The sequence below is a fragment of the Bacteroides sp. MSK.20.12 genome, assembly GCF_019052435.1.
Lineage (GTDB): Bacteria > Bacteroidota > Bacteroidia > Bacteroidales > Bacteroidaceae > Bacteroides > Bacteroides xylanisolvens.
This window is the reverse complement of sequence record NZ_JAHQVH010000076.1, coordinates 1-13721: the sequence shown is the minus strand read 5'-3', so window position 1 is coordinate 13721 and position 13721 is coordinate 1. Positions and strand designations below refer to the sequence as shown.

The following is a 13721-nucleotide window of genomic DNA, read 5'->3' as shown; positions in this document are numbered from 1 at the left end:
TGGACAGGACCCGGAAAACCAACTTTGCACGGATGACTTCGCCGGACATTGGGCCCACAATGCCAATCTTTCTGTAAAAGCTATCATGGGGGTAGCTGGATACAGCGAAATGGCTCGTATGCTCGGATTGAATGATGTAGCAGACAAATATGCTTTAATAGCCCAAGAAATGGCGATGAAATGGGAAAAAATGGCAAATGAAGGTGATCACTACCGTTTGGCTTTTGACCGTAAGAACACTTGGAGCCAAAAGTATAATATGGTGTGGGATAAGTTGTGGAATTTGAACCTATTCCCTAACAATGTAATCGAAAAAGAGCTCAATTATTACCTGACTAAACAGAATCTTTACGGACTTCCTTTGGATTCCCGCAAAGAATACACCAAATCCGATTGGATCATGTGGACGGCAGCTATGTCATCAGACAAGGAAACTTTCCAGAAATTCTCTGATCCTGTTTATAAATATATTAACGAGACAGTATCTCGTGTACCTATCAGTGACTGGCATCATACTGATAGTGGTAAGTGGGTTGGCTTCAGAGCACGTTCCGTGATTGGAGGATACTGGATGCAAGTGTTAATGAATAAATTGAGTGGTAGCAAGTAATTTTCTATTAGGGAGTGATATTATGTGTAACTTATCTACTGTATCAATTCTTCGATGGAATCTAGTAATGCTATTGAGCACACTATTCTGGTTTTCCTGTTCGACAAGCGATAATAATGAAGAGTCGAATGGAAAAGAAGGAGATGAGACTAATGTATCTGTGTATTTACAACAGAATGGATTCCAGAATTTGAATCTAGTGCCCGACCAGAATTTCGTTTCATACAATGTGCTTGTTTGCAAGAGTACCCTTTTGAATGGAGAGATATCTGTTCGATTGAAAACTTGGAGTGACAGTGAATTGAAAGCTTATAATTCTAACAATGGAACAAACTTTCAACTGCTTCCAGAAGATCTTTATCAGCTAGAGGAAATGTTAACACTGAAAGCGAATGAGAAACAAAAAAGTATAGAAATTCAATTTCATTCCTCTGAAATCTTCTCAAGATGGAAGAGGGAAAAAACTAATTATGTACTCCCTCTTCGGTTAGAAAGTGCATCGGTTAGTGCTCAAGAAAACAAAAGAAATTTACTTCTTACGATAGATGTCCAAGCAGCTATTGTCAAGTTGGAGAGTATTAGCGGAGAAATACTATTAAACCAAGAAAAAGTAGAAGTAGACATTAAATCTTATTATGATTTTAGTGGCACAAACCAGAGTACATTTCATTGTACGTTAAGTGTTGCACCAGAGGCTGTACAGTTGGTAAATGATTATAATGCAGCTCATGGAACATCTTATGAGTTGCTACCTGATGACTCGTATACTCTTGGTGGATTGACTTATTCTGCAGGGAATAATCAAGCTTCTACGAAATTAACTATTCAATCAACTAAACTACATCCTACGTACTATCTACTTCCTCTGTGTCTAACGAATGCCGATAGCGAAACAGTGTTAATAGATAAGTCTGTCCGGATATTGACATTAGTGCGTGGTTATTGCAATCCGATTATTGCTTTTAGCGCACCAGATCCTACAGTAATTCGTGCCCAAGATGGTTATTTCTATCTCTATGGAACAGAGAATACTCGAAATGTTCCTATTTATCGTTCCAAAAATTTGGTGAATTGGGAGTATAAGGGTACAGCTTTCACGGATGCTACTCGCCCCACTTGGGGTGGCGACCACAATATTTGGGCACCAGAGATACGTTATTTCAATAATCATTATGTACTTTATTATTCATGGGCTATATGGGGAGATGAGTGGAGAAGTAATGTAGGAGTTGCTGTGTCAGACTCTCCTCTAGGACCATTTATAGACAAAGGGTGTTTGATCGACTCGAAAGTGATTGGGGTACAAAATTCCATTGACCAGTTCTTTTATGAAGACAATGGCAAAAAATATATGTTTTGGGGAAGTTTTCGGGGTATCTATGCTACAGAACTCACGGATAATGGCCTGGAAATAAAGAAAAAAACGGATGGAACCCCAGTCCTGAAGAAGCGTATTTGTGGAAATCGTTTTGAAGGGACCAACATATACAAACGTGGAGAATATTATTACTTGTTTGCTTCCATAGGAACTTGTTGTAATGGAGCAACCAGTACATATCAAACTGTGGTAGGGCGTTCAAAGAATGTGCTTGGACCTTATTTAGATAAGACAGGAAGGGATATGTTGTATGATTATTGTGAAATCATTATGAGTGGCAATGAAACTTGGGCAGGACCTGGACATAACTCCATTCTGATTCAGGATGATGTAGGAACTGACTGGATCATCTACCACGGTTACAAGAAGAAAGAAGCCGAAAACGGAAGATATGTTTTAATGGATAAACTGATTTGGAGTAACGATGGATGGCCTTCCGTCAAGAGTAACGCACCTTCCATCTTGGAAGTGGCACCCTACTTTCAGAAATAAATATCCTATACAGAAAAACAAGTAATACTTATTGCTTATGCGATTTTATTAACATATTTAATCTAATTTATTATGAAACAAAAAGTAATGAAAGCCTGTTTGGGCATTTTATGGGGAATGTTTACATTGACCACTTTTCTATTACAGAGTTGCGATAATGGAAAAGAAGTCACTCCGGCTCAAGGAAGTGGTGGCAGTCCCTTTAATCCGCAGCTTCCTATTAGTGTCAAGGAAATCAGTCCGACTAATGGTGCTGCAGGTCAGAAGGTTCTTATTTATGGAGAAAACTTCGGCAATGACCCGTCTCTGATAGAAGTCACTATCGGCGGACAGAAGGCGCCTGTGGTCAACGTACAATCAACTGTCATATATTGTATTGTACCAACGAAGGCTTATTCGGGTGAAATCCAGGTAACTATCAAACAAGGAGAAGAAATCTATTCAGCCGAGGTAGCCGAAATTAAGTTTGAATATCAACGCCAAGTGGTGGTAAGTTCCTTGTGTGGTGCAACTAGTGAGCAAGGTTCCAATTCAGCAAAAGATGGTCCGTTTAATGATTGTGGCTCCATTACGAATCCCTGTTTTATGACTTGGGACCCGGAGGACCATAATTTGCTATATGATGCAGAAGACGCAGGGGACGCTGAAGGTGTAGGACAAGGTATTCGTTGTTTTGACTTCACAAACAAGCAGGTCTATACAATGATTCCCAAGAACTCATTTGTAGGCTCACAGCGTTGCCGAACCATTGATTTCTATAAAGATGACAATGGAAAATATCACATGATTGTAGGATTAGCGCAAGGAAATGTTAATAGTACGGCTGTTATGATGTTCGATCGAATTGAAGGAGGAACGAAGCCGTGTGGGTTCACGTGGGGCAATGGAAGGGTGATCGCACAGAACCAAGGATGCCAAGCTGCTGCAATACATCCTACTACTGGCGACCTCTACTTCTCCAATTACCAGAACAGTCTGCTTTATCGGGTAAAGAAATATGTTATAGAGGAATTTGCAACAGGAAAGAGAACAACCCCTGTCAGACCTGGTACAGCAGATGATGCCGCTCAGACAATATTAAAAGTGCAAGACAAAGAATGGGAGTTCAATATTATGATTCATCCAACTGGTAAATATGCTTATTTCATGGTCATCAATCGCAATTATATTCTTCGCTCAGATTTCAATGGGGAAACCTTTACCGCTCCCTATGTCATTGCAGGTGTTAATAGTAACAAAGACACTTATGTTTATCAGGATGGGGTCGGTAATCAGGCTCGATTCGGTAATCCCTACTCTGGTGTATTTGTAAAGAACCCAGAATATGCCGGAAATTCGGATGAATATGACTTCTATTTGACAGACAGGCATAATCATGCCATTCGTATCTTGTCTCCTTTGGGTCAAGTGACTACCTATGCCGGACGTGGTAGCGCTAGTTTGAATTCAAACCCATGGGGGTATGCAAATGGCCGCTTACGAGAAGATGCACGTTTTAACCGGCCTAAAGGAATTGCGTGGGATGAGCGTGATAATACGATATATGTGGGAGACGCCAACAACTATCGAATCAGAAAGATTGGCCTTGAAGAAGATGTGCCTGAAGAAGATATTAATGAATAAACACCGTATAAAAATGAAAAAAATAACAATTTTATGTATACTGTTGCTATGTGTAGTAACCGACACAATGGCTCAGAAAACTGTTACTGTATCGGGTATTGTTTCTGACAGTAATAAGGAACCGCTTATTGGTGTGAATATTATCGTCAAGGATGTTCCCGGATTAGGAGCCATTACTGATATCAACGGGAAATATACCATTAAAGTAGAACCTTATAACCGACTGGTCTTCTCATATATTGGATATAAGACACAAGAAGTATTGATTAAGGAACAGCGTTCGGTCAATATAAAAATGGAAGAAGATGTAGCTACTACTATTGATGAGGTTGTAATCACAGGTACCGGTGCACAACGTAAATTGGTACAAACCGGTGCCATCACTACAGTAGACATGGAACATCTGATGGCTAATCCGTCGTCTAGTGTTGTTAATGCTTTGGCAGGTAACGTTGCAGGTGTATTAGCCCGCCAGACTTCCGGTCAACCAGGACAAAATGTTTCAGAATTCTGGATTCGCGGTATTTCCACATTTGGGGCTGGAACCGGTGCTTATATTTTAGTAGATGGGTTCGAACGTAGCATGGATGAAATCAACATTGAGGATATTCAAGACTTTTCTATCTTGAAAGATGCTTCCGCTACTGCAATATACGGTTCTAAAGGAGCTAATGGCGTTGTATTGATTAACACTAAACATGGTAAATCCGGGAAAATCAAGATCGACATAAAGGCACAAACCACCTACAACATGCGCACTATTACACCTGAATTTGAAGACGGGATTTCGTATGCAAACCTATTGAATGAGTCACGAATTACACGCAATTATGAACCTGTATATCAACCGGAGGAACTGGAGATTCTAAAAAACGGATTAGACCCAGATCTCTATCCGAATGTGGATTGGATGGATTTATTGTTGAGGAAAGGCTCATGGCAACACCGCGTTAACCTGAATTTAAGCGGTGGTGGTTCTACTGCACGGTATTACGCCTCTATTAGTTACCTTGATGAAGAAGGCATGTACAACACTGATAAAGCGTTGAAAGACGATTACAACACTAATGCAAACTATCGTCGTTACAACTATCGTCTGAATACAGATATTGATATCACGAAAACTACACTATTAAAGTTAGGTGTATCCGGTTGGTTATCTAAGAGAAACAGTCCGGGACTGGGTGATGCAGATGTATGGGGTGAACTTTTTGGCTATACCGCCATTCGTACTCCTTTACTTTATTCCAACGGTCGTGTTCCGGCAGTAGGTACAGGCAACAAAACAAACCCATGGGTAGCAGCTACACAGACTGGATTCAATGAAAACTGGGAAAATGTGATTCAGACAAATATTACGTTGGAACAGAATTTGAAGTTTATCACCAAAGGTCTGAAATTTGTTGGACGCTTCGGCTATGATACCTATAATAACAATCACATCAATCGTCGTAAATGGCCTGAGCAATGGAGTGCCGAACGTTCACGCGATGAAAATGGAAATTTGGTATTCAAGAAAATTTCGGACAGTAGCAATATGCATCAAGAAAGTGGTTCTAGCGGTAACCGTCGTGAATTTTTAGATATGATGCTTAATTGGGAACGCGGTTTTAAGGCACATCATCTCAATGCTACGTTGAAATACACACAGGACTCGTACATCAAAACACAAGACTTAGGTGATGATCTGAAAAATGGTGTCAACAGACGTAATCAAGGATTGGCAGGGCGAATTGCGTATAACTGGAACTATCGATATTTCGTAGATTTCAACTTCGGCTATAATGGTTCGGAGAATTTCGCAAAAGGACATCGCTTCGGTTTCTTCCCAGCATACTCTTTAGCATGGAACATTGCAGAAGAATCATTTATCAAAAAGAATTGGAAATGGATGGGTATGTTCAAAGTGCGTTTCTCTTATGGTAAAGTAGGTAATGATAAGATTCGTCATAACAATGCAGATGTACGTTTCCCTTATCTGTACGCAATTGGCGAAGGCAATAGTTATGATTGGGCAAACTACGGTAGTTCTTATGGATTCACAGGATTAACTTACACAGAACTAGCTTCCGACCAAGTTACTTGGGAGGTGGCAACGAAGAAAGATTTGGGAGTAGATTTGGCTTTGTTTGATGACAAATTCAAATTGACAGTTGATTACTTTGATGAAAGCCGTAGCGGAATTTTCATGCAACGCCAGTATTTGCCTGGCATGATTGGCCTGCAAGGAAAGAGTCCTTTTGCAAATGTCGGTAAAGTAAATTCCAAGGGATTCGATGGCAATTTCTCTTTCAAACAGAGGTTCAATCAGGTAAGTTTGACAGTACGTGGTAATATGACTTACAGCAAAAATGAGATTATTGAAAGAGACGAAGCTAACAATGTATATCCCTATCAAATGCAAAAGGGCTATCGAGTGAACCAGAATAAAGGATTGATTGCATTAGGACTGTTCAAGGATTACGATGATATTCGCAATAGTCCTACTCAAAAGTATGGTCCTGTAATGCCCGGTGATATTAAATACAAAGATGTAAATGGTGATGGTGTAGTGGATGACAACGATATTGTAGCAGTAGGAGCTACTAATCGTCCGAATCTGATTTATGGTCTTGGGCTTTCTGTTAAATGGAAAGGACTTGATGTCAATTTGCATTTTCAAGGCGCGGGCAAGTCGCAGTTTTTCTTGTCCGGGAAATGTATCAGAGCTTTCAGCGAAGGGCAATGGGGTAATATTATTAAAGGAACTTTGGATAATCGCTGGGTAGATGCGGATACTGCCGAGAAATTAGGTATTGCAGCCAACGAGGATCCCAATGCTACTTTCCCCCGCCTAAGTTACACGGACCAAGGAAATGGAAATACAACGATTTATGCTTATACTAATAACTACCGCAACTCTACTTACTGGTTGCGTGACGGTTCCTACGTACGTTTGAAAACGGTTGATATCGGCTACACACTTCCCAAAGCACTGGTTAACAAAATACATTTTAATAATGTACGTATTTTCTTGACTGGAACCAATTTACTTACATGGTCTAGTTTCAAACTCTGGGACCCGGAAATGGGTAGCAATAATGGAGAGAAATATCCATTGTCCAAATCCGTAACGTTAGGTTTGAGCGTTAACTTATAAATGATTAATGATATGAAAAAAATATATATACTATTAGTCGCAATTTTTGCGATCAGTTCCACTTCTTGTTCCGATTATTTGGATTCTGATTACATTTTTGAGGATAGAGAAACAATTGATAAAGTTTTTACCGACTATAAAAAAACAGAACAATGGTTGGCACAGGCGTATACCTATTTGTTGGGACAATGTTGTGATGTTGCAAGTAAACGTAATACACCTTTTGTGTTTGATGATTGCATGTATTATGGCGATGATGATGTTACAGTGGATGCAACCAAAGGCGGTGCTTTATCTTATAATAAATTCCGTGAAGGAGCATACGATGAAAACACTTTCCAAGATACTTGGAACCGTTGTTATAATGGTATTCGACAGGCTTCTATTTTCATCCAGTATGCAGATATGAGCATTGAGCATAGTGCGGAGGAAATCATTGACCTCAAAGCACAAGCCCGCTTTGTTCGTGCCTATTACTATTGGTTGTTACTCCGGAAGTATGGTCCTATTCCACTGGTTCCGGATGAGGGTTTTGATTACAATCAGTCATACGAAGATTTGGAACTTCCCCGCAATACATACGATGAATGTGTAGATTATATCGCTAAAGAGATGGTCTTGGCAGCACAGGGTTTACCTTTGAAAAGAGACCAGCTTTCCATTACCCGTCCTACTCGCGGTGCCGCCTTAGCTACCCGTGCTTTGGCAATGCTTTATGCTGCAAGTCCGCTAATGAATGGCAACGATGATGCGTATGCACAGCAAATGACCAACCGTGACGGGAAACGTTTATTAAATCCTGTATACGACAACAGTAAATGGGCTAAAGCAGCAGCTGCTTGCAAAGATGTGATGGGACTAGGCGTTTACCATATTTATACAGCCGATTTCCGGTCGACTCATTCTATTGCTTTTCCTGCTACCATCGCTCCTCCGATTCACCCGGAATATAGTTATAAAAATTTTCCAGAAGGTTGGCAGAATATTGATCCGTTCGAATCTTATCGTTCTCTATTCAACGGACAGGTAACTGCTATGGACAATCCTGAATTGATTTTTACTCGTGGAAAAAATATTTCCGGTGAACGCATCAAAGATATGGTCATTCATCAATTGCCCACTGTAGCTAAAGGATGGAATACGCACGGCGCCACCATGAAACAGGTAGATGCCTATTATATGAGCGATGGCACTGACTGTCCGGGAATGAACTCTGAATATGCAGGTACTCCAGCTTATCAAGGACGCATAGATACTCGCCCTCGCGCAACTGGTTATACAACAAATAATACAGATCACAAACCGCTTCCAAATGGAGTATCTTTGCAATATGCTGAACGTGAACCACGTTTCTATGCGTCCATTGCTTATAATGGTATGTACTGGCATCTAGGTAATGAACCAGAAGTTCAGAATCAAGATCAACAAGTATTCTATTATCGCGGAGATGGAAATGGTTATGCAAATAGTATGTTCTGGTTGCGCACCGGCATTGGGGTAGCTAAATATGTGCATCCTGATGATACCTATTATAATAGCGATGCAGCCAAGGTAAAAGATAAAGATGAACCAGCTATTCGATATGCTGATATCCTGCTGATGTATGCAGAAGCTTTGAATGAATTGACTGCTAGTTATGAAGTTCCTTCTTGGGATGGCTCCATCACTTACACAATCAGCCGCAACGTAGAAGATATGCGTACAGGTATAAAACCAATACGCATGCGTGCCGGGGTGCCCGATTATGATGCAGATACATATAGTAACCCGATTAAATTTCGCATCAAACTAAAACGCGAACGTCAGATTGAGCTCTTTGCTGAAGGAAAACGCTACTATGATCTTCGACGCTGGAAAGATGCGGAAGTAGAGGAAGCAATGCCTGTTTACGGTTGTTATACATTTATGAGTAATGCCAATAAAGACCTGTTCCACACACCGGTTCCTATATCAAATCTTTCTGCTACTTTCTCACCGAAAATGTATTTTTGGCCCATCAAGCACAGTGAACTGAAACGAAATAAACTTCTGACCCAAAACCCGGGATGGACCTACAATGATTAATCTAAAAAAACTAGAATATGAAACTGAAAAATATCTTATTATATCTGTTACCCATAGCCGGCTTATGTAGTTCGTGCAATGATGAATGGGAAAATGAACAGTTTACACATTATATATCATTTAAAGCTCCCATTAACAGTGATGGTGTGTCTCGAATCAATGTACGCTATAGATCTGGTAATGAAAAGACGACATTTCAGTTACCAATCATTGTGAGCGGATCTACCACCAATGAACGTAACATTACAGTACATGTTGGTTTGGATACAGATACCTTAAAAGTACTAAACCAAGAACGCTTCAATAATCGTACCGACTTGTACTATCAAGTATTGCCAAAAAAATTCTACTCTCATTCAGAAACGGTGCAGATCAATGCCGGGCAAGATGTAGCATTAATGCCTATCGACTTTTCAATGGAGGGCATCGACTTATCAGACAAATGGGTATTACCATTGACTATCGAAGAATCACCTGATGGAAACTATACCCCAAACTATCGAAAGCACTATCGGAAGGCATTGCTTCGTGTGATGCCATTCAATGATTATTCAGGAAATTATAGTGCTGTAAATTACAAAACATATTTGAATGGTTCAGAAACAGATGCACCATACGTGAAGAATTATGTCATGATGTATGTAGTTGACGATGAAACGTTATTCTTCTATGCAGGTTTATTTGATGAAACTCGTCAAGACAGGAAAGGGTATCGGATTAAAGCAAAATTCAACAATAATGGAACAGTAACGCTTTCTCCGGCAGATCCAAATAATAAAATGCAGTTTGCGCTCGGTAAAGATGATTTTAATAATGAGATCACTGCTTCTTACAGTATCACGGAGTCAATGGACGCTATCCGTCCCTACTTAATGCACCGAACCATTATTATCAATAATATCAACTATACGTTCAAAGACTATACAACGATTCCCGGTGTCGAAACTGAATTTCATGTAATGGGTTCGTTGACATTAGAACGTCAAATCAATACTCAAATTCCGGATGAGGACCAAGCTATCGAATGGGAAGAAGGAAACTAAAGGTTGACCGAAAAATAAATAAACTATAAATGGGGATTGTAAATGCTGTGGATATTTGTAAATATCCACAGCATTTCAATCGTTTATTACTAATCGCAATGAATAAATATGTATTGTTTTTAATTTTTATATTTTCATGTATTGGCTGTGGAGAAACAAATGAACAGGATGCCAATACAATAGAAGGTAACACCGATACTTCGCAAATAACAATTGCACCAGTGACGAATTTGAAGGCTAAGATTACACAAAATCCCAATGAACTTTATCTAACATGGACGAATCCGATTACTGTGACCAATATGCTAGGGGTAGAAATCTATTATAAACAGAAAGGTTCCAATGACGAAAAAAGAGTGAATACGATCCAGAAAGGAGAAGGGTATGTACTCCGGTTGACATCCGCAGAGCCTTATTTCATATCTGTTGTTGTGGTGGATAACTACGGAAGAAAATCAGAAAGAGTCACCATTACTGCTATTCCATCGAATAAGGGAGTGCCTTTGGCAGATAGTTGTACGTATGTGCTTATTGAACAGTTTATGGATAAAACGAAAGGAACGTTTTGGGTATCACCCCAAAATATATCTGGAAATTCGGCTAATACTTATATTTATTGGCAACAGGCTCATGCTATTGATGTGGTATTGTATTCTTATGAACGTATCAAAGATAATAATCCTATATTGGCTGCGACATATAAAGAATATTTTGAAAGATGGTTTCAAAATCATGGAAATAATTATCATCACGACAACAACGATCCTACAGGCTTTTCAAATCCATATACTGATGATATGTGTTGGATTGGTCTGACTTTGTTACGAATGTCAGAAGTGTTAGACGATAATAAGTTTGCCGATACAGCCAAGAGGTTGTATGACACTTACATTATTACACGAAAATGGACAGATGATAAAGGAACTGGACTTCCTTGGAATAATGAAAATAATTCTAATGGGCGAAGCCGGAATATATGTACCAATGCTCCCGGTGCTTTGATGGCTGCCAAATTGTATAAAAAATACAATGAAGATAAGTATTTATCAGATGCTAAAATACTTCATAAATTTGCCTACGACAATAATTACTTAACATTGGGAGATGGTAGAATAGAGGAACCTCCTTTAACCTATACGCAAGGTACGTATGGAGAAGCAAGTAGGCAATTGTATCATATTACAAATGAAAAATATTATCTGACATGTGCAGAAAAAGTAATTAGCTATGTCACAACCAGTGATAGGTGCTTAACTAATGGCATTTTGCGTAATGAAGGTCCGTCTATGGACCAAAGCATCTTTAAAGCTGTTTTGATTCCTTATATAGTCAATTTGGCATTGGATGAAGCTGCTAATAGTACACTTAGGCAGAATCTGATTCTTTTCCTGCGAAAAAATGCAGAAACGTTGAGCGCAAACTTGATTCGTGGAACTTATCCGGAAATGTATTGTAACTATTATTGGGGATCCATATTTACTGGAAATATTGCTTCTATGGGCGCACAAGCAAGTGGAGCTTCTCTTTTGGAAGGTGTTCTCCGATTGAATACAGCACTAGAAAATAATTAGTCATAAGCATCACTGTTTAAAATGAAGCAATGCAACCTTAATTATTCATGCGAATCAGTTGTTGAATGTAAGTTCTTGTTTTTAAGAAATTCTTTGATGCTAAAATAGCTTTGATACGCTCCGTAGAACAGATAGAAGGTATATTATTGAATATAAGATAAATAATAAGCAGCTTGCCATTGTTTAAATCCAGCTCAATGACAGGCTGCTTAAATTATAATTACTTATAATATGCTGCAGATATGATTATAAAAGATCTAATATAAATAGAGAACTTTAAATTAAAAAACAGAGAAGTTTTGCAAATTCACTTTTAAAGATTAAATTTGCAAACAGTAAAATAAGAGCAGCAATGATAGAACGAATACTGAAATCCAAGCTAATTGAAATGGCAAATAAATATCCGATTGTTACATTGACAGGACCTAGACAATCTGGAAAATCAACATTATTGAGGAATTCCTTTCAGGACTATGAGTATGTGTCTTTGGAAGATCCTGATATGAGACTATTTGCTACAGATGATCCGAGAGGATTTCTTTCCACCTACCCGGATAAAACAATTATCGATGAAGTTCAAAGAGTTCCGTCACTTTTCTCTTATATCCAAACGCATACCGATAAAGAGAATAAAGAAGGTATGTATATGCTGGCCGGATCTCATAACTTCTTATTAATGGAAAGTGTGAATCAATCATTAGCTGGACGTACGGCAGTACTCAAGCTACTACCGTTTTCGCATTATGAAATGGAAAAAGGAGAAATATTGCCATCCAGTGTAAATGAAGAAATTTTTAAGGGAGCTTATCCACGCATTTATGACAAAACTATAAATCCGGATGATTATTATCCTTTCTATATACAAACATATGTAGAAAGAGATGTGAGATTATTACGTAATATTGGGGATCTAAGTAAATTTATTAAATTCCTCAAATTATGTGCAGGTCGCATAGGGCAATTATTAAATCTTTCATCATTAGCAAATGAATGTGGAATTTCTGTCACAGCAGCTACTAACTGGTTATCTATATTAGAAGCAAGTTATATCTGTTATTTACTGAAACCAGATTATAATAATTATGCCAAACGATTGGTAAAAACTCCTAAGTTATATTTTTATGATACTGGGCTAGCCTGTTCTTTACTTGACATACAAAATGCAGAACAAATAACTACTCATTTTTTACGTGGAGGATTGTTTGAAAATCTTGTCATCAATGAATTTGTAAAAGAATCCTATAATAGAGGTGTCGAACCGGGATTATCATTTTGGCGTGATAGCACTGGCAATGAGGTTGACTTATTAAGAATGGTTGGCGGAAAACAGTATGCCTATGAAATCAAATCAGGAGCAACTTATTCACCGGATTTCTTTAAAGGTATTTCAAAATGGGCTAAACTATCCAATACTCCAACGGAACAATGTTTCGCGATTTATAATGGAGATAGGGATATAAAAACATCTGTCGGTCAAGTGAATGGATGGAATCATTTTAATCTGTTTTAAACCGCCACTAATATATCATGTCTTTATTCCATCTTATTTGATCCCTGAAACTACATTTGGGGATATATTATTTGATATTTTATTCTAGAATTAGAATTTGTTGAAACAATCTGGGATACCCCAAATCCTAGAAATAAATCATTTTTATAGACTACAAAAACACTCGAAAAACCAACTAATTACAACACAGAAACAAGACATGTTAGCTATACATATCTGATAATAAACTAAATAACTAAAAAAAACTTAGTCTGGACAGGACCCGGAAAACCAACTTTGCACGGATGACTT

General features: G+C 38.5%; 8 protein-coding genes. All 8 read left to right on the top strand.

The genetic code is table 11. The features are described 5' to 3' along the window. Positions 1 to 610, top strand: a 610-nt coding sequence (locus KTR06_RS23855) for a DUF1793 domain-containing protein (RefSeq protein ID WP_225481210.1), incomplete at its 5' end; no start/stop codon positions are given. Between the two features lie 22 nt (positions 611 to 632). Next, positions 633 to 2480: a family 43 glycosylhydrolase gene (locus KTR06_RS23850; protein ID WP_225451421.1), complete on the top strand. Its 1848-nt coding sequence runs from the start codon at positions 633 to 635 to the stop codon at positions 2478 to 2480. A 72-nt stretch (positions 2481 to 2552) separates the two neighbouring features. Next, positions 2553 to 4103 (top strand): IPT/TIG domain-containing protein, encoded by a 1551-nt coding sequence (locus KTR06_RS23845; protein WP_117685132.1) that lies wholly within the window; start codon positions 2553 to 2555, stop codon positions 4101 to 4103. A gap of 13 nt (positions 4104 to 4116) precedes the next feature. Further along, positions 4117 to 7242 carry a TonB-dependent receptor gene (locus tag KTR06_RS23840; protein ID WP_087322913.1) on the top strand — a complete coding sequence of 1042 codons (3126 nt, stop codon included), beginning with the start codon at positions 4117 to 4119 and terminating at the stop codon, positions 7240 to 7242. A 12-nt stretch (positions 7243 to 7254) separates the two neighbouring features. Continuing rightward, positions 7255 to 9306: a RagB/SusD family nutrient uptake outer membrane protein gene (locus KTR06_RS23835; protein WP_008024166.1), complete on the top strand. Its 2052-nt coding sequence runs from the start codon at positions 7255 to 7257 to the stop codon at positions 9304 to 9306. A 17-nt stretch (positions 9307 to 9323) separates the two neighbouring features. Further along, a complete protein-coding gene (locus tag KTR06_RS23830; protein ID WP_008024164.1) occupies positions 9324 to 10349 on the top strand; it encodes a DUF4973 domain-containing protein in 1026 nt (341 codons plus the stop codon). Between the two features lie 29 nt (positions 10350 to 10378). Next, complete coding sequence (locus KTR06_RS23825) at positions 10379 to 11920, top strand: glycoside hydrolase family 76 protein (RefSeq protein WP_008024163.1); 1542 nt, start codon at positions 10379 to 10381, stop codon at positions 11918 to 11920. Between the two features lie 352 nt (positions 11921 to 12272). After that, positions 12273 to 13430: an ATP-binding protein gene (locus KTR06_RS23820; protein WP_008024160.1), complete on the top strand. Its 1158-nt coding sequence runs from the start codon at positions 12273 to 12275 to the stop codon at positions 13428 to 13430. The last annotated feature ends 291 nt before the right edge of the window (positions 13431 to 13721 follow it).